Source organism: Nitrosovibrio sp. Nv4 (assembly GCF_900215485.1).
In the GTDB taxonomy this organism is placed as follows: Bacteria; Pseudomonadota; Gammaproteobacteria; order Burkholderiales; family Nitrosomonadaceae; genus Nitrosospira.
This window is the reverse complement of record NZ_OCMZ01000001.1, coordinates 1-17,935: the sequence shown is the minus strand read 5'-3', so window position 1 is coordinate 17,935 and position 17,935 is coordinate 1. Positions and strand designations below refer to the sequence as shown.

Below are 17,935 nucleotides of genomic sequence, written 5' to 3'. Positions count from 1 at the left end.
CCCAACAAGCGCACTGATGTCTTTCAAACCTGTAATTCTATGGACGGATGCGCTCGTCTACCTCCTGGTTGCGGCCGTTATCCTGTTTGCCTGGTACGTATGGCGAAACGAGCATCTCTGGGCGCCGTGGCGCCGCGTCGGCCATAGTGCAAGCGGCATGGCGGCGCTCACGGTGCTGGTATTCTTTGTCATTATCGGTTTGCTGGACACGGTGCATTTACGTCCCGCCGTGGAGAATGATAGCGGCGGCGAAACAGTTTATAGCGTGGAAGTCCTAAGCCTGTTCGACGTGATCGCGACCCCGTTGCGGACACAGGTGGAAAAGACATATTCAGCACCGTTTGCCGCACATCTTTATGCTCGGGAAACAATCGAGCATCCGGGCGGCGGGCAGACACGGGAATTTCCCCGCCTGAAATTCGGCGCGGCGCACTTGCAGAATCCCGAAGCGCAGCTTGCCACCGATATCGCCTGGCGAGCGGCAGCGGGTGGCGGTCTTGGACTGTTCTTCTGGTGCCTGATTGTGGCATCGTTGACCCTGTTATTGGCACACCGCAGCGGGGAAGCATTTCTATCAATGCTCTCCACTATCAGGCGTGGTGCTACCGCCATTCCCTGGAACGCAGTATGCGTCACACTGGCGCTCATCCTGGTACTGTGCGGTGCGGCACTGACTTTATGCGGAAGCTACCATATATTGGGCACAGACAAAGTAGGGCAGGATGTTTTCTACCAGTCATTGAAAAGCATCCGTACCGGACTCGTGATCGGGACGCTCACTACATTGATGATGCTTCCTTTTGCACTGCTTCTCGGCATCACCGCCGGCTACTTTCGAGGCTGGGTGGATGATGTGATTCAATATCTGTATACCACGCTGAGTTCAATTCCCGGTGTTCTGCTTATTGCAGCGGCAGTGTTGATGACGCAAGTATACATGGAGACGCACCCGGAACTGTTCGATACGGTCGCATCCCGCGCCGATCTGCGTCTGCTGTTTCTGTGCATCATACTCGGCGTAACGAGCTGGACGGGTTTGTGCCGCCTGCTGCGTGGCGAAACACTGAAGTTGCGTGAAATGGAATATATCCAGGCGGCTCACGCGTTCGGTGTTTCCCATTGGCGTATTCTCAGCCGCCACATTCTTCCCAACGTGATGCATATCGTGCTGATTACTACGGTTATGGATTTCAGCGGCCTGGTTCTGGCTGAAGCTGTGCTGTCTTACGTAGGCGTTGGCGTTGATCCATCAACTATCAGTTTTGGCACCATGATTAATGCGGCACGTCTCGAAATGGCCCGGGATCCAATGGTATGGTGGTCCTTGCTTGCGGCCTTCAGTTTCATGTTTGCCCTGGTCTTGAGCGCCAATCTGTTTGCCGATGCGGTACAAAATGCATTTGATCCACGAGTGAAGACCCTATCGGCGAGAGTTAGAGCATTGCGGCGCAAACGCAGAGAAGAGCCAGAAGCCAAATCTTCTCCCACCAGGACCGAGAGTTCTCTTCCGTCATGAATGCGGTTTTGCAAATCAACGATCTCGAGACCATTCTCTACACGGAGGCAGCGCCGGTGCGAGCGGTGGACGGACTTACGCTACAGATCATGAGGGGTGAGACCTTCGCGCTGTTGGGTGAATCCGGCTGCGGCAAATCCATGACTGCCCTTTCCGTTATGCGATTGCTGCCAGACTCGGGGGAAATTTTGGGGGGTTCTGTCAGACTCGGTGGAGAGGATCTGCTTCTGCTGCCTGAGGCCGCCATGCGCGGCATTCGCGGAAAGCGCGTCAGCATGATTTTCCAGGAGCCAATGCTAAGCCTGAATCCAGTCATGACCGTGGCGGATCAGATTGGCGAAGTATTGCAGCGGCATTTCAATTTACGCGGTGCGGTGGCACAAAAACGCATACAGGAAATTCTGGATCAGGTGGGAATACCTGATCCGGCAAGGCGCATGAATGAGTATCCGTTCCAGTTTTCGGGCGGAATGAAACAGCGGATGATGATAGCCATGGCCCTGGCAGGAGAACCTGAACTGCTTATCGCCGATGAGCCTACCACCGCGCTGGACGTCACCATTCAGGCGCAGGTACTTGACCTCATGCGTAATCTGCAGCAACGCGACGGCATGGCTATTCTATTCATTACCCACGATCTCGGTGTGGCAGCGGAAATAGCGCATCGGGTGGGGATAATGTATGCCGGAGAAATCGTGGAGACAGCGACACGCGACGCGTTTTTCCGTGGTCCCGCACATCCCTATTCACGGAAGTTGCTCGCGTCCTTACCAGGAAGGGATAAGCGGCGGCAGGGTTTGCGGCTGGCGGCGATCAGCGGAAACGTACCGCCACTGTCACACGAATTCGCCGGGTGCCGTTTTGCGGATCGCTGTGATCATGCCTGGGAATTATGTCACGAGGTTGCGCCGGGATGGACCGCGTTGGCCGGGGAACAGCAGGTGAGGTGTCATCTTTTTAACCAGAATTGGGGGTCCCGCGTTCGGGAGCAACAATTCAAGGATGAAAGACTGGAGTCTGCTGACCAGAATTCAGGAGAGCCGGATAAGTCCGATACCGGGCCCGAGTTGATGAATCATGAATCCGGAGTTGCCGATTCATGCTTGTTGTCCGTGACCGATCTGAAAGTTTACTTCCCCATCCATAAGGGTTTCATGAAACATGTGGTGGGATATGTCAAAGCGGTCGACGGCGTATCACTTGAGATTTGCCAAGGCAAAACATTGGCGCTGGTAGGGGAATCGGGTTGCGGAAAAACCACGGTTGGCAAAGGCATCCTGCAACTGATTCCCCCCACCGGGGGCAGCGTGCGCTACGGCGGGCTTGAGCTGGTAGGGCTGGAACGCAACCGGTTACGAAAGCTACGCGGCGAGCTCCAGCTTATCTTCCAGGATCCGTATTCGTCGCTTAATCCGAGAATGCGTATCGTCGATATTATCGAAGAGGGAATGAACGCCCTGAACATCGAGGAGGATAGCAAAGCAGGGCATGCTGAGCGTGCATCCGGCACCAATAGAAACAAGGTGGACAAGCTATTGGAAAGTGTCGGGCTATCGCCGGAAACGAAATGGCGTTATCCGCATGAGTTTTCGGGTGGCCAGCGTCAGCGTATCGCCATTGCCCGCGCTTTGGCCGTCAACCCAAAACTGATCGTTTGCGATGAACCCACAAGTGCCCTGGATGTGTCGGTACAGGCGCAGATTTTAAATCTGTTGAAGGAGTTGCAGAACAATCTGGGATTGGCCTATCTATTCATCACGCACAACATTTCGGTGGTGGAGTATATTGCGGATGAAGTGGCCGTGATGTATCTGGGGAGAATAGTGGAGCGCGGCAGCGTTGATGAAGTTTTGACCAGCCCCCGGCATCCCTATACGCAGGCCCTGCTGTCGGCGGTTCCTGTAATTGAACCTGAATCGAAACGCCAGGTCATACATCTCCATGGAGATATGCCTTCTCCCTCCAATCCACCACCAGGCTGCCACTTCCATCCCCGCTGCCCCCACGTCATGCCGGTCTGCCGTGAAGTGTATCCGGCAACAAGCACATTCAGTTCATCGCATACAGCGCGCTGTTATCTTTATCCTCAGGAACAGGGTTAAGCGCATCTGGAAGCACAAGCATAAGGAATATGTATATGGTTGGTCAGGAAGTCGCACGTCGCCGTACGTTTGCCATAATTTCTCACCCGGATGCCGGCAAGACGACGCTTACCGAGAAGCTACTGTTGTTTGCCGGGGCGATTCATATCGCAGGCAGCGTCAAGGCGCGCAAGGCAAGCCGCCATGCCACTTCCGACTGGATGGAGATCGAGAAGCAGCGGGGTATTTCGGTAGCCAGTTCGGTGATGCAGATGGAGTACCGGGATTGTGTCATCAATTTACTGGATACGCCCGGACACCAGGATTTCTCCGAAGATACGTATCGTGTTCTGACGGCCGTGGATGCAGCTCTCATGGTGATCGACGCCGCAAATGGAGTTGAGGCCCAGACGTTGCGCCTGCTGAACGTTTGTCGCTCGCGTAATACGCCCATCATCACTTTCGTAAATAAAATGGACCGCGAAGTGCGTGACCCACTCGACCTTATCGACGAGATTGAACGAACGCTGGACATGGCCGCGGTGCCTTTTACCTGGCCCATGGGCATGGGTCGTGGTTTTAATGGTGTATTTGACCTGAGGCGCGATAGCATGCGTGTTTTCCGGCCGGGGTCGGACAGGTTGGATAACGAGGACGAAATCATCGAGGGCCTGAACAATCCCGCTATCGCGGAACGCTTTGCGGACAACGCCGCCAAGGTGCAGCAGGAAGTCGAATTGATACGCGGTGCGTCACCCGAATTCAGCCACGCGGCATTCCTCGCAGGCCAGCAGACGCCGATATTTTTCGGCTCGGCCATCAATAACTTCGGCGTTCGCGAGGTGCTTGAGGCGCTGGTCGATCTTGCGCCACCGCCTGGATCGCGCAACGCCTTGCAGCGTCGCGTGCAACCTGCTGAATCGAAGTTTTCAGGCGTGGTATTCAAGATTCAGGCAAATATGAATCCGGCTCACCGGGACCGCATTGCGTTCGTGAGAATTTGCTCAGGCCGGTTCGAACGCGGCATGAACCTGAGGATCGTGCGTAACGATAAGGATATCCGAACCAACGGCGTCGTCTCTTTTCTCTCCCAACGGCGGGATCTGCTCGATATTGCCTATCCCGGCGATATCATCGGAATTCCCAATCATGGGACACTGCAACTGGGTGATACACTGACAGAAGGCGAGCGACTGCAGTTTACAGGCTTGCCGTTTTTCGCGCCGGAACTTTTCCAGACTGTCGAGATTGCCGACCCGATGCGCAGCAAGCAGCTCAAATTAGGGCTCGCGCAACTTGGTGAGGAGGGCGCGATTCAGGTGTTCCGTCCTCACTGGGGAGGTACCTTGCTGCTGGGTGCCGTGGGTACTTTGCAGTTCGAGGTGGTAGCGCACCGGCTCAAGCATGAATATGGCGTAGATGCCCGGCTCGCACCCGCGAAGTACCAGTTGGCGCGCTGGGTCACTGCGGATGACCCGCGCGAACTTAAACGATTTATCGATACCAACGCGCACCGGATCGCCTACGATGTTGTCGATGCGCCGACCTTTCTGGCTTCCTATGGAGCGGAATTGAGCGTGGCCGAGGAAAGCTGGAAATCCATACGGTTTCATAGAATGCGGGAGCATGCCGGGCTGGTATTCGAGACTCTCGACGGATAAACAAGCCGGTCCCTTCATCGCGTATGTTGTCGTCATACCATTTTGGCGGAGGCATACGACGCCATGCGCTGCGCTTATTACGCCCTACCTGCTAGGTGGGCATGCACAAGAATCCGTGCAAGATTTCCTTAGCTGACCTCCGCAAGCAACCTATCGATCATTTGCTCCGCCTGACGCAGATAGCCGGCGCCAAAAAGGTTGAGGTGGTTCAGTATGTGATAGAGGTTGTATAGCGTTTTACGCGTGGCATAGCCCGGATCGAGCGGGTAGGCGTCTCGATAAGCTGCATAAAAAACATCGGGAAACCCGCCGAAAAGTTCGGTCATGGCAACATCCGTTTCGCGATCGCCGTAATATACGGCCGGATCGAATACTACCGGTTGGGCTGCCTCATCAAAACTGTAATTGCCGCTCCATAAATCGCCGTGCAATAGCGACGCAACCGGCTGTGACCCTGGAAAAAAGCAATCCAGTTGCTCCATCAGCCGTTCGCCTTGTGTCTGCAATCGTCCCGAGTGCCCCGAGTGCCCATTCACCGCAGCTAATCGCAATTGATAGCCTAAACGGTATTTACGCCAGAATTCAATCCAGTTGGACGAAGATATGTTAATTTGCGGCGTCGCGCCGATCGTGTTGTCTCGCGTCCATCCGTATTTTTCCGAAGAGAAATGATGCATTGCGGCAAGTCCTGATCCCAGCGTCGCCGCACTACTGCGTGAACCCTTGCCTATCTCCAGATATTCCAGCACCAGCCAAGCCGTAGAACTGTTTTTTCCCCAGCACACCGGCACAGGTACCCGGAGGGTGCGGGAGCTGTGGATTTCCTGAAGACCTGCCGCTTCGGCTTCGAACATCGAAAGGCAGTCCGCATTGTTCAGCTTGACAAAAAATCGCCGGCCGTTGTCCTCGATACGATACGCCTGATTAATGCAGCCGCCGCCGACGGACGAAATTTTGCCTACGGCGAACGGGATGCCGGTGGAACTGGTGATTTGCGCGCCGATTTCGGTCCAGGGCAACATAAGCGGAGAAGCTTACCGGACCGTCGGCTTGCTGCTTGAGGATAGCCATTCCCTGGCGCGCCCGATGGCCGCGTTCACCTGTGGCGACGCCGTACCGCCGGCGTGGTTTCGGCTATTTATCGAACCATCCAGCGTCAGCATCGCGAAGATATCGTCGGCAATCAGCGGAGAGAATTGTTGCAGCTCCGGCAGGGTAAGCGCGCTCAGGTCCCGTCTATTCTTTTCGGCAAAGCGCACCGCTTGCGCCACAGCTTCGTGAGATTCACGAAAAGGAAGGCCTTTTTTTGTCAGATAATCGGCCAGATCCGTGGCAGTTGCATAACCGCGCATTGCGGCGTTCCGCATCGCCCCCTCATTGACACGGATACCGGTCAGCATATCAGCATAGATACGCAGTGTGTCGGTCAGGGTGTCCACCGTGTCGAACAGCGGCTCCTTGTCCTCCTGATTATCTTTGTTGTACGCAAGCGGCTGAGCCTTCATCAGCGTAAGCAGGGCTACCAGATGTCCATTGACACGCCCGGTCTTGCCGCGAACCAGTTCGGGCACATCGGGATTCTTCTTTTGAGGCATGATGGACGAACCGGTACAGAATCTGTCTGCAAGATCGATGAAGCCGAAGGAGGGGCTCATCCATAGGATCAGTTCTTCCGATAATCGCGACAGATGTGTCATGATCAGGGCGGCAGCGGCACAGAATTCGATCGCGAAATCCCGATCGGAAACCGCATCCAGCGAGTTTTCACAAATGCCGTCAAAACCCAGTTCTCGCGCCACCATCGTACGATCGATAGGATAGCTGGTTCCTGCCAGCGCCGCGGCACCCAGCGGCAGTTTATTCACGCGCTTTCTGCAGTCGGACAGGCGCTCGGCATCGCGTTTCAGCATTTCGAAATACGCCATGAGATGGTGACCGAAGACCACCGGCTGCGCTACCTGCAAATGAGTGAAACCGGGCATCACGGTGTCCACGTGTTTTTCCGCCAGATCGAGCAGCGCGTACTGCATTGCGTGGATGAGGCCGACAATATTGTCGATCGAGGCACGCAAGTAGAGCCGTACGTCGGTGGCGACCTGATCGTTGCGTGATCGTGCCGTGTGCAGTCTTTTCCCAGCATCGCCGATCAGGGTTGTGAGGCGCCTCTCGATATTGAGGTGCACGTCTTCCAGTTCCAGCCGCCAGACAAACTCGCCACTGTAGATTTCCTCCTGAATCCGGCCCATGCCCAGTTCGATTGCAGCCAGGTCATCCGAACCAATGATGCCTCTGGCTGCGAGCATGCGCGCGTGGGCGAGCGAGCCCTTGATATCATAGTCCGCCAGCCGCCAATCGAAATCCACTGACGCGGTATACCGCTGCACCAGTTCCGAGACCGGTTCGTCAAAGCGTCCCGACCAGGTGGTTGTGCTTTCAACCGGTGCTACGGTCTTTTTTGAAGCTGCCATGATGTATTGTCAGTCTCGTTGGCATGGAAGTGATACAGCTTTTCACGCCGCTCTCTTGCAGCGCTTGTTGCCGCATTCTTTCCGTCATGCCCGTGAAAATAATGAGTATAAATCAAAACACCCGCCTCAGCGCTCTTCGCCCAATGGCTGCGAACGCGTCGGGCCGGCCAACCCTCCCGATCCCGGATATCCTCGTCAAGCCTGAAGGACTAACGGAAGGGTTTCCGCGGCGGCCGGTAAAATACTCTTCAAGCTCAGAAATCCTGTGGATCCACGTCCAGTGTCCAACGCACTTTGCGGTTGGAAAGTGTGTCCAGCTTTGCGCGCCAAGCGGCCAGGAATTCCTGTAACTTGCGGCGCGAGCGGGATTGTACCAGCAGATATGCCCGTTCCATTCCCTTTAGCCGTGCCATTTGTGCTGGAACCGGATCGAATACTTCGATCTGCTTCGGCGCCTGCGCTACTGCCGCCGCGCTCGCGAGAAAACTGAGCGCGGTATCGATCCTGGGCGCTTCCGCATGCAATAGAACCTGATAAACGAACGGTGGGAACCCTGCGGTCCTTCTTTCCTCCAGCAATGTCTGCGCCAGCAAGTCGTAATCGTGCCGCCGCAAGGCGTGGTAAAGAGGATGATCGGGGAACTCGGTTTGAATCAGCACTTCTCCCGGAATACCCGCGCGTCCTGCGCGACCTGCAACTTGCATGAGTTGCGCAAACAACCGCTCCGATGCGCGAAAATCCGTACTGAACAGGGAAGCGTCCGAGTTCAGAATGCTCACCAGAGACAGATTTGGAAAGTCATGCCCTTTCGCGAGAATTTGAGTTCCAACCAGAATGTCTATGCGTTGTTCCTGAATGTCTCTCAACATTTGTGGCCAGGCGCCTTTCCGATTCGTACTGTCACGATCTATACGCATGATTCGCGCAACGGGGAAATGATGTGCCAACGCAGCCTCTACCCGCTGCGTGCCGTGACCGAAAGGGGCGATATCCTGATCCCCGCATTCGGGGCAGACATGGGGAAACCGTTCCTGATGACCACAATGGTGGCAGCGAAGTTTTTTATCGCGCAGGTGTACCACCAAGCGACTGGCGCAGCGGTGACAGGCCGCTGCCCAACCGCATGACCTGCAAAGTAATGCAGGTGCATAACCCCGGCGATTTATGAAAACCAGGCTTTGCTGATTTAACGCAAGACATTTCTCCAGCGCGGCAATCATGGGCGCAGAAAAACTTTCTTTAGTCTTCGCGGTACGGGTATCGATACAGCGCACTATGGGCAGAGTGGCGTTCTCGACCGCGCGGGACGGCAGCCGCAGCCTGAGATAGCGGCCGGTGGTCGCATTGTAATAACTCTCAAGGGAGGGTGTGGCGGAGCCCAGTATCACTGGCACATCTGCTTGCTTGGCGCGAAAGATGGCTACATCTCGCGCCGAATAGCGCAAGCCATCCTGTTGTTTGAACGAGGCGTCCTGCTCCTCATCCACAATTATCAGTCCAAGTCTTGGCAGCGGGGTGAATATGGCGAGGCGAGTGCCGAGGATTATTTCGGCTTCGCCCTGTTGCGCTTGCAGCCAGCCCGCCACGCGCTCGGAGGGATTGAGTCCGCTATGGAGGCTTATCAGTCTCAGGGCAGGGAAGCGTGCACGGAAGATTGCTTCCAGCTGCGGTGTCAGGTTGATTTCGGGGACCAGCACGAGCGTTTGCCGCGCTTGCCCCAACAGCAGCGAAATCAGCCGGAGATATACCTCGGTTTTTCCGCTGCCCGTAACCCCGTGCAATAGCCAGGTATTGAACTCATTTATTCTGGGGGCAATCGCGTTGAAGGCATTTTCCTGTGCCGTAGTAAGGACCGGGGCCGGCAATATTTTCCCGCTGGAAGCTGGAGTGGAGGGTGGAGCAGCAGATGTCTCTTCAACCCATCGTAGTGTTACCAATTCTCTCAGGGCCCTGGGCGCCCGCGGTGACAGTTGTTTTGCCTCGCTAATACTTATTGTTGCGCCGGACTCTCTCAGCCTCGCCAAAAGCCTGTGTTTGACGATCTGGCGGGCGGGAACAGCCGATATGTCAGCTGCGCGTCCTGTGGTGGTGAGGCAGTATCGAGAAATAGCGGGAACGTTTTGCACAAAGGGTTTACTGCTGCGCAGCCTGTTGGGCAGTCCATTCATCACCACCTCCCCCAGGGGATGATGGTAGTACTCACTGCAGAAACGAAATAGGTCAAGCACTGCCTGAGGCAGCGGCGGGACGTCCCGAAATATATGGACCACGCGCTTGAGTTTCGAAGACGAGACGGAAGAGTGAGTAGTCACTTCCATAATTACCCCCGTCATCATATTTTTCCCAAACGGGACGAGCGCACGAACGCCGATATCCTGCTCCGTTACCTCAATATCGGATGCAAGGTAATCGAACAAAATATTCAGCGGAATATCGAGCGCGACGCGTATGATGGGCATGCAGGGAAGGGGTTAAAGGCGGATTAGCGGAAATAGAAGTGGGAAGAACTGCAGCTTTCACTTGTTGGAAAGCGGCAAGCTAAACGACTGTGCAATCAGGCGCGACTTATTTTTCGTAAGGTCAATGATTGGCGTGGATTGCCGTGTAATCCCTTATCCAAGAATTTTTCCACGCTTCCATGGAAATGCAGGAATAATTGTATCGTTGCGCGCGTGCCCGAATACAGATGCAAGAACTGCAGGTGGAACAATCCGCGGATAGACGAGGACATTCTCATCAAGAAATAATATCGGCATTTGCAAGCTCATCCGTCTGCCAGATTATAACCCTGAGTTGTCAGGTTTTCTTACATATCATTTGCACGGAAATAGCCGGGTAGGCGCAAGGTACTGATTCGCCAGGGCTATAAAAAACTGGCATGAGATATGCTTATGGGGGAATTAATGCACAGTCATAAATGGAGTTCAGCCCATTAATTGCCTGCGCAGTTTTTAAAGGATAGTGAATGAAAATTCAAACTGCATTTTCTTTACATCGTCCGCAAAAGACCGAGGTTTTCAATGGCATCGAGAGAGGTAGGCCTGGCGAAGAAATTGCCGAGCCTGTTACCCGACAAACTGCTTGACTTGTAGAATCTTCGGGGATAGTCTTTACGGAGTTGTGGGTATGTAAAGTACTGGTAGCAACAAAATTGGTGGTACCAATATTGTTACTGATAGTACCAATATTGCAGAAACAACTTGAAACAATTGGAAACAACTCGGCAGCACAAAGGAAACAGGAAACTTGGCAGCAACCGCGGTAGCAGGATAGTTGGCAGGATACTGGCGGTATGAAGCGGTACAGGATTGCAGCAGTAGCAAGACAGCAGTAGAGAGATGGGCGAAGCTTGCTGCCGGCGGGAAGAAGGGAGGAAGCAACTCGCCGGGTAGGCAGGCGCAGTACTTGATTAACGCAAAAGAAGCAGGAGGAAACATAATGGCAACAACACTAGGAACGTCAAGCCAGGCGAAGTCAGGCGGTCGTGATTACGACATGTCGCTGTGGTATGACTCAAGGTGGTACAAGTTTGGACTGATCACCATGCTGGCGGTGGCGATATTCTGGATTTGGTATCAACGCACATTTGCATACTCGCACGGGATGGACTCGATGGAGCCGGAATTCGAGAAAGTCTGGATGGGATTGTGGCGTGTGCACATGATCGTGATGCCGATCTTTGCCCTGGTCACCTGGGGCTGGATCTGGAAGACGCGCGACACCAACCTGGACAATCTTGACCCCAAGCTGGAAATCAAGCGTTACTTCTACTGGATGATGTGGCTGGGCGTATATCTGTTTGGTGTTTACTGGGGCGGCAGCTTCTTCACCGAGCAGGATGCCTCCTGGCACCAGGTCATCATCCGTGACACGAGCTTCACCCCGAGTCACGTCGTGGTGTTCTACGGCTCCTTCCCGATGTACATCGTGTGCGGCGTGGCGAGCTACCTGTATGCCATGACCCGTCTGCCGCTGTATGCCCGGGGCACCTCGTTCCCGCTGGTCATGGCGATTGCCGGACCGCTCATGATTCTGCCGAACGTGGGTCTGAACGAATGGGGCCATGCCTTCTGGTTCATGGAAGAACTCTTCAGCGCACCGCTGCACTGGGGCTTTGTCATCCTGGGCTGGTCGGGACTGTTTGCAGGTGGCATAGCGGCGCAGATCATCACGCGCTACTCCAACCTGACCGACGTCGTCTGGAATGGCCAGAGCAAAGTCATCCTCAACAACCGCATCGTACCGTAACGGGTTGATCGGGACGAGCCGACGGGCCTTGGCCTCTCGGCTCATCGGCTAATTAGCCTGAGCTGGATGAAACCGCATTAACGGCCGCCTGCTCCTGCAACAAGGAGAGCAGAGCGGCCGAATCACGGACCATGGACATCACTGCGGCATCACTGCAGCACGGAGCGGCACAAGCGGAAAAAAAACGGCGAAAAAAGAATGCGGAAAAAAAGCATCTTACTGTAGAGACAGCGCCGGGCACCAGAGGTTCCAGACAGGAAGCGGAAGTTAAAAAAAGCGCAGGGGACACCGGGAGCATATGCGTGTGCCAGCGCCGGAATGCAGAAAAGGGGTGGAGAGGAAAGAAATGGATCACAACCGAAAGACCGCAGTAGCGCGAACACATTATTCATGTTTCAAGATCGTAGACACATTTGAGGGGAGGGCGCGATGAGCAGAACAGATGAGATACTAAAGGCGGCGAAGATGCCGCCGGAAGCAGTAAAGATGTCCAGGATGATAGATGCGGTATATTTCCCGATTCTATGCATACTGCTGGTTGGGACCTACCACATGCACTTCATGCTGCTGGCGGGAGACTGGGACTTCTGGCTGGACTGGAAAGACCGTCAATGGTGGCCGGTGGTAACCCCGATTGTTGGGATCACCTATTGTGCCGCCATCATGTACTACCTGTGGGTGAACTACCGGCTGCCGTTTGGGGCCACCCTGTGCATCGTCTGCCTGCTGGCGGGTGAATGGCTGACCCGTTTCTGGGGCTTTTACTGGTGGTCGCACTACCCCATGAGCTTCGTGTTTCCCTCCACCATGATACCTGGTGCGCTGGTGATGGACACAGTCATGCTGCTGACGCGCAACTGGATGATCACGGCGCTGGTAGGCGGAGGCGCGTTCGGGTTATTGTTCTACCCTGGCAACTGGCCCATTTTTGGCCCGACCCACCTGCCGCTGGTAGTGGAAGGCGTACTGCTGTCGGTGGCCGACTACACGGGCTTCCTGTATGTCCGTACCGGCACGCCTGAGTATGTCCGCAACATCGAACAAGGCTCGCTGCGCACGTTCGGAGGTCACACCACCGTCATTGCCGCATTCTTTGCCGCGTTCATCTCCATGCTCATGTTCTGCATCTGGTGGTACTTTGGCAAACTCTACTGTACGGCATTCTTCTACGTGAAAGGCCACCGCGGCCGCGTCACCATGAAGAACGACGTTACCGCATTTGGCGAAGAAGGCTTTCCAGAGGGGATCAAATAAATGAACGCAAAGAACCTGATCAAACTGGGCAAGCTCGGCAAATTGGGCACACTAGGCAAGCTGGGGGTGCTGGGCCTGTACGGCATGGCCACCCTGGCCATGACCCTGGGACTGGACATCACGCCTGCCGCGGCACACGGTGAGCGCTCGCAGGAACCCTTCCTGCGCATGCGTACCATCCAGTGGTACGACATGAAATGGGGTCCCGAGACCACCAAGGTCAACGATCTTGCCAGCATGTCCGGCAAATTCCACCTGGCTGAGGACTGGCCGCGGGCGGTTGGCAAACCGGGACGCGCCTTCTTCAACGTCGGCAGCCCAAGCCCGGTGTTCGTGCGCCTGAGCACCAAACTCAACGGCGAGCCGACCATGATCTCGGGCCCGCTCGAGATTGGCCGCGACTACGCCTTTGAAGTCAAGCTCAAAGCGCGCATACCGGGACGCCACCACATGCACGCCATGGTCAACATCAAGGATGCAGGCCCGATTGCAGGCCCTGCCGCCTGGATGAACATCACCGGCAGCTGGGATGACTTCACCAACCCGGTGAAACTGCTGACCGGCGAGACCATTGATACCGAGACCTTCAACTTCAGCAACGGCATCTTCTGGCACGCGCTGTGGATGGGACTTGGCATCTTCTGGATTGGCTACTACGTTGCCCGGCCCATGTTCCTGCCGCGCAGCCGCGTACTGCTGGCCTACGGGGATGACCTGCTGCTCGATCCGATGGACAAGAAGGTTGCCTGGGTAGTGCTGATACTCACCTTTGGCCTGGTCTGGGGCGGCTACCGCTACACCGAAACCAAGCATCCCTACACCGTGCCCATCCAGGCGGGTGAATCCAAGGTGCAGCCGTTGCCGGTGAAACCCAACCCCATCGCCATCAAAGTGACCCACGCCAACTATGACGTACCGGGCCGTGCCCTGCGCGTGACCATGATGATCACCAACAGCGGCGACAGCGCGTACCGCATTGGCGAATTCACCACGGCCGGCGTGCGCTTCATCAACAAGGTGGGCCTGAAGCACATGGACCGCGGCTATCCGAAGGAACTGGTGGCGACCGGCCTGTCATTTGACAACGACACCCCGATTCAACCGGGTGAGACGCGCGAAGTCAAGATGGAAGCGAAAGATGCGCTGTGGGAAGTCCAACGGCTGATGGCGCTCCTGGGTGACCCGGAAAGCCGCTTTGGCGGATTGCTCATGACCTGGAACGATGCTGGCGATCGCAACATCAACAGCATAGCCGGCGCAGTCATACCGGTCTTTACCAAGCTCTAGGCAAAAGAGACGCTGCCCGGGTTCGACGAACACCGGGCGGCTTGTCAAAGGCATGACACCGGTCCGCCACCGTCCCAGACGGAAAGGTGGATCGGTGTTTTTTTAACGCAAGTCAAACCGGCACTCATTCCGCCCGCAGCACCGGGCGCGGACAGGACACAACGTAATACTCAGTGAACATCGTGAATAGGCAAGACAAGGACCTGTTCCTGGTCAGGCGACTCAATCAGGCAAGTATTGCCGCCCTCCTCCTGATAACGGCGCTCTACGCCGGGGCAGTGACGGCACACGGCAAGGAATCGCTGGAAGAAGACAGCTGCGTGCGCCGCATCGGCGAGAACATGGTGCATTTCAGCGCCTACCAGCCGCAACATGAGCCGAGCGCCCAATACTGCAGCGAAATCCCCAAGGGAGGCGACACCTACCTGGTGGTCGACCTCGTCGACGAAGCCCTGCGCGGCATGCCCATCGGCATGCGCGTGGTACGGGGCACCAGTGAAACCGAAGACGAGACCGTGAGCTACCTGCGTCCGAGCTACCATCCCGATGGCGTCATCAAGGGCGAGACCAGCCTGGACCAGGGGCTGTATACTGTCATCATTACCGCCGAAGGGCTGCCCCCGCTGCGCTACCAGTATCCCCTGCGGGTACAGATGATCAACTACGCGAACATCTTTCGCACCGCGGTAGGCCCCCTGATCGGCCTGCTGCTGCTGACCCTGTTGGGATACAAGCTCATGAAATCCAAGCGCATGGAGCGCTGGCGCGCCTCGCGCCGCCAGTAGGCCCGGCTACCCGGGTCAGCCGGGCCAACCCGGGCGGGCGAAAAAAAAGCGCGCACAGGCAGCTACCGGATCCGCCTGGCGGATCGACGACTCATCATTTCTTATAGGTGATATTGATAATGTCCTTACAATCTCTCAAACCTGCCCTCATCGGCCTGATGCTTGCCATCGGCATTCCCTTCTCCGCGCAGGTACAGGCCCATGGCGGCTTATCCCTGGCCGATGACGTATGCAAACTCACGATCGGGCCCTACACCATGCACTTCACCGGCTACCAGCCGGACAGCACCCAGGAAAAGGAATTCTGCGAAGACATCCCGGCCACCGGCCGCACCGTGGTCGCACTCGACTACATCGAAGAAGCGCTGCGCCCCCTGCCCACCGAAGTGCGCATCATCCGCGATACCGGCGCAGGGGATCAGGCCGGCAACGAAGCGAACCTGGAGGAAATCACCATCCTGCATATCCCGGCCAAGGTCTACCCCAACGGCTCCATCAACTTTGAATACCAGTTTGCCGAGCCGGGCAAGTTCGTGGGGCTGGTGACCGTAACCGACAAAGAGAAGTATGTTTCGCGCTTTCCCTTCTCGGTAGGCGAACCCAAAGGCACCTCGCCCTACCTGCTGGTCGCCCTGGCCGCGATCGTGGTGGGCGCCCTGGTATTCTTCCTGCGCGGGCGCAAATCCGAGAAAGTGGGCGCGACCTGAACGCCACCTGAAGTCATCCCGGCCGGCGGTGGCTGCCGCCGGGGCGATGCCTGAACCATACGGCAGCAATAGAGTCCAATGAAATAACCTGTGCCGGCCGGGAATAACGCTCCCTGCGGCGGCGCAGTCATGAAAAAGGAGAATAAAATGCAAGCATCGATGGTTTCCGCCGCAAAGCGGGTCATGGCGGGCAGTATCCTGATCATGGCGGCTGCGGCCGGCCTGCACAGCACCCCCGCGCTCGCGCACGCCATGCTGGTGAAGGCGGAACCGGCGCGCCGGGCGCAACTCACCCAGACGCCTGCGCAAGTGCGGCTGTGGTTCAACGAAGAAGTCGAGAAGGACTATGCTTCGCTGGCCGTACTCGATCCGGCCAAGGCGCCGGTTACCGAAGCCAAGCCCCATATTGCAACTGACGACCCCAAGGCCATCGTGCTGTCCTTGCCGGAACTGGAACCTGGCAAGTACACGGTCAAATTCCGGGTGCTGTCGGTGGACGGCCACGTGGTTGACTCGTCCTACGACTTCACGGTAAAGAGCAAAGCAGCGGCAAAATGATCGAGGTCATCGCGACGCTCCTGCGCTGGTTACAGCTTGCGTCCAACATGATCCTGGTCGGCGGTTGCGTGTTCCTGGCGATTGCCGGCTCCATCCACTCCCCTGGGTGACCCGTCTGGAGCGGGCGCTGCCCTGGCTTGCACTGATCCTCCTCACCGGCTTGCTGGGCATACTCGCCACCACCACCGCGCAGGCCACGGGCGTGGACGAGAACGCCTGGCGGCCGCAGGCCTGGCTTGCCCTCATGCAGAATACCCGCATGGGGCAGATATGGGTGGGACGCGCCGCCTGCGCCGTCCTGGTCGCAGCCATTGCCCTCTATATCCGCTTCTCCGCCCCGGCGCGCTGGCAATATGTATTGTGCGCCACCGTAGCCGCCATGACCTTGACCGTCGGTTCGCTCGCGAGTCACGCCGCGGCTGAAGACCTGTCGGTGATATCGATCCTGCCCTACGCCCTGCATATCATCATGGCCAGCGTCTGGTTTGGCGCATTGCCGGCCTTCCTGGTGGTATGTTTTGCCTGCACCGAAGAAGAGCCTGCCCCCCAGTCCCACGGCCAAGGCCAGACCCCGGGACGCCCCCACCGCCACAGCGAAGCCCTCGAGCGCATCCATGCCGTGTTCCAGTCCCGCCAGGACGCGATCCAGGCCGACACCCTGGCCTTGAAGCGCTCTCCGCCATGGCCCTGCCGGTCATGCTGATGTGGTGGCCACCGGCCTCATCATTACCTACCGCATGGTCGACAGCAGCTATGGGGCGCTCGTGTCCACCAACTACGGCTGGCTGCTCGACGCCAAGATCGGCCTGCTTGCGGTGGTGCTCGTCATCGCCTCGCGCGCGCGTTCCACCTGGCTGCCGCTCTTCGCCCAGCGCGATTCCAGCCTGGCCATGGCGGGCGGGCGGCGGTTGCGCAAATGGGTCAGCTTCGAATTCGTGCTGGCGCTGGGCATCGTGCTCCTGGCCACGGTGGTGGCCAATACCGTCCCGGCCAAGCACGCCATCATCCAGAACTGGCCCTATCCCTTCCGTTTCTCGCTGGCCGCCACCTGGGGCGATCCCACCGTGATGACGCGCGTCTGGAGCGGTCTTGCGCTGCTGTTCATCGCCATCGGCGCCACCGCCTACGGGCGCATCAAGCACTGGGACAAAAAGCGGCGCATCGGGCCTGCCGGTGCTGCTTGCGCTGGTGGCCGGGCGTAGGCCTGCCGCCGCTGGCGGTGGACGCCTATCCCGAGACCTACCGCAAGACGCCCGGTGCCGTTTGACACCATTTCCATTGCCACGGCTCGGCCCACTTCGCCGAGAACTGCGTGGCCTGTCACGGGTCTCCAGGGCAAGGGCGATGGCGTCATGGCCAAGAGCTTTGCC

Annotated in this window: 14 protein-coding genes; 11 read left to right on the top strand and 3 right to left on the bottom strand. The window is 57.0% G+C overall.

Annotation, left to right across the window (positions count from 1 at the left end):
- Positions 1–16 precede the first annotated feature (16 nt).
- Genes CRO05_RS00075 through CRO05_RS00065 form a run of 3 tightly spaced genes read left to right on the top strand, consistent with a single transcriptional unit; the run spans position 17 to position 5,258 of the window.
- Positions 17–1,516 carry an ABC transporter permease gene (locus CRO05_RS00075; protein ID WP_097065291.1) on the top strand — a complete coding sequence of 500 codons (1,500 nt, stop codon included), beginning with the start codon at positions 17–19 and terminating at the stop codon, positions 1,514–1,516.
- The gene (locus CRO05_RS00070; protein WP_097065290.1) at positions 1,513–3,618 is read left to right on the top strand and encodes an ABC transporter ATP-binding protein; all 2,106 of its coding nucleotides are present in this window, start codon (positions 1,513–1,515) and stop codon (positions 3,616–3,618) included. The genes CRO05_RS00075 and CRO05_RS00070 overlap by 4 nt, the downstream gene beginning before the upstream one ends.
- Before the next feature lie 35 nt (positions 3,619–3,653).
- Positions 3,654–5,258 carry a peptide chain release factor 3 gene (locus CRO05_RS00065; RefSeq protein WP_097065289.1) on the top strand — a complete coding sequence of 535 codons (1,605 nt, stop codon included), beginning with the start codon at positions 3,654–3,656 and terminating at the stop codon, positions 5,256–5,258.
- Positions 5,259–5,386: 128 nt separating this feature from the next.
- Here the strand turns inward: CRO05_RS00065 and CRO05_RS00060 are convergent, their stop codons facing one another.
- The 3 genes from CRO05_RS00060 to CRO05_RS00050 all read right to left on the bottom strand — a co-directional run bounded on the left by CRO05_RS00060 (position 5,387) and on the right by CRO05_RS00050 (position 10,185).
- Entirely contained in the window at positions 5,387–6,280 is an 894-nt protein-coding gene (locus CRO05_RS00060) for a fructosamine kinase family protein (RefSeq protein WP_097065288.1), read from the bottom strand.
- Positions 6,281–6,292: 12 nt separating this feature from the next.
- Entirely contained in the window at positions 6,293–7,726 is a 1,434-nt protein-coding gene (gene argH, locus CRO05_RS00055) for an argininosuccinate lyase (protein WP_097065287.1), read from the bottom strand.
- Positions 7,727–7,980: 254 nt separating this feature from the next.
- Positions 7,981–10,185: a primosomal protein N' gene (locus tag CRO05_RS00050; RefSeq protein ID WP_097065286.1), complete on the bottom strand. Its 2,205-nt coding sequence runs from the start codon at positions 10,183–10,185 to the stop codon at positions 7,981–7,983.
- A 979-nt stretch (positions 10,186–11,164) separates the two neighbouring features.
- On the opposite strand from CRO05_RS00050, the gene CRO05_RS00045 reads away from it, so the two are divergent.
- The 8 genes from CRO05_RS00045 to CRO05_RS00005 all read left to right on the top strand — a co-directional run bounded on the left by CRO05_RS00045 (position 11,165) and on the right by CRO05_RS00005 (position 17,767).
- Positions 11,165–11,974 carry a methane monooxygenase/ammonia monooxygenase subunit C gene (locus tag CRO05_RS00045; protein ID WP_097065285.1) on the top strand — a complete coding sequence of 270 codons (810 nt, stop codon included), beginning with the start codon at positions 11,165–11,167 and terminating at the stop codon, positions 11,972–11,974.
- Positions 11,975–12,403: 429 nt separating this feature from the next.
- Positions 12,404–13,228, top strand: coding sequence for a methane monooxygenase/ammonia monooxygenase subunit A (locus CRO05_RS00035; protein ID WP_097065283.1), 825 nt, complete (start codon positions 12,404–12,406; stop codon positions 13,226–13,228).
- Positions 13,229–14,515 carry a methane monooxygenase/ammonia monooxygenase subunit B gene (locus CRO05_RS00030; protein WP_097065282.1) on the top strand — a complete coding sequence of 429 codons (1,287 nt, stop codon included), beginning with the start codon at positions 13,229–13,231 and terminating at the stop codon, positions 14,513–14,515.
- Between the two features lie 209 nt (positions 14,516–14,724).
- Positions 14,725–15,300: a hypothetical protein gene (locus tag CRO05_RS00025; RefSeq protein ID WP_097066564.1), complete on the top strand. Its 576-nt coding sequence runs from the start codon at positions 14,725–14,727 to the stop codon at positions 15,298–15,300.
- Between the two features lie 119 nt (positions 15,301–15,419).
- Positions 15,420–16,007 carry a hypothetical protein gene (locus CRO05_RS00020; protein WP_235001222.1) on the top strand — a complete coding sequence of 196 codons (588 nt, stop codon included), beginning with the start codon at positions 15,420–15,422 and terminating at the stop codon, positions 16,005–16,007.
- A gap of 129 nt (positions 16,008–16,136) precedes the next feature.
- Entirely contained in the window at positions 16,137–16,565 is a 429-nt protein-coding gene (locus CRO05_RS00015) for a copper resistance CopC family protein (protein WP_235001221.1), read from the top strand.
- A 106-nt stretch (positions 16,566–16,671) separates the two neighbouring features.
- Entirely contained in the window at positions 16,672–17,268 is a 597-nt protein-coding gene (locus CRO05_RS15755; protein WP_097065281.1) for a hypothetical protein, read from the top strand.
- A 4-nt stretch (positions 17,269–17,272) separates the two neighbouring features.
- Entirely contained in the window at positions 17,273–17,767 is a 495-nt protein-coding gene (locus CRO05_RS00005; protein ID WP_143860864.1) for a CopD family protein, read from the top strand.
- The last annotated feature ends 168 nt before the right edge of the window (positions 17,768–17,935 follow it).

Excerpts from the sequence above, each read along its gene's own strand:
- CRO05_RS00065 (WP_097065289.1), top strand. The coding sequence starts at position 3,654 with ATGGTTGGTCAGGAAGTCGCACGTCGCCGTACGTTTGCCATAATTTCT.
- argH (WP_097065287.1), bottom strand. The coding sequence starts at position 7,726 with ATGGCAGCTTCAAAAAAGACCGTAGCACCGGTTGAAAGCACAACCACC.
- CRO05_RS00045 (WP_097065285.1), top strand. The coding sequence starts at position 11,165 with ATGGCAACAACACTAGGAACGTCAAGCCAGGCGAAGTCAGGCGGTCGT.
- CRO05_RS00020 (WP_235001222.1), top strand. The coding sequence starts at position 15,420 with ATGTCCTTACAATCTCTCAAACCTGCCCTCATCGGCCTGATGCTTGCC.
- CRO05_RS00050 (WP_097065286.1), bottom strand. The coding sequence starts at position 10,185 with ATGCCCATCATACGCGTCGCGCTCGATATTCCGCTGAATATTTTGTTC.
- CRO05_RS00035 (WP_097065283.1), top strand. The coding sequence starts at position 12,404 with ATGAGCAGAACAGATGAGATACTAAAGGCGGCGAAGATGCCGCCGGAA.
- CRO05_RS00015 (WP_235001221.1), top strand. The coding sequence starts at position 16,137 with ATGAAAAAGGAGAATAAAATGCAAGCATCGATGGTTTCCGCCGCAAAG.
- CRO05_RS00060 (WP_097065288.1), bottom strand. The coding sequence starts at position 6,280 with ATGTTGCCCTGGACCGAAATCGGCGCGCAAATCACCAGTTCCACCGGC.
- CRO05_RS00070 (WP_097065290.1), top strand. The coding sequence starts at position 1,513 with ATGAATGCGGTTTTGCAAATCAACGATCTCGAGACCATTCTCTACACG.
- CRO05_RS00030 (WP_097065282.1), top strand. The coding sequence starts at position 13,229 with ATGAACGCAAAGAACCTGATCAAACTGGGCAAGCTCGGCAAATTGGGC.
- CRO05_RS00075 (WP_097065291.1), top strand. The coding sequence starts at position 17 with ATGTCTTTCAAACCTGTAATTCTATGGACGGATGCGCTCGTCTACCTC.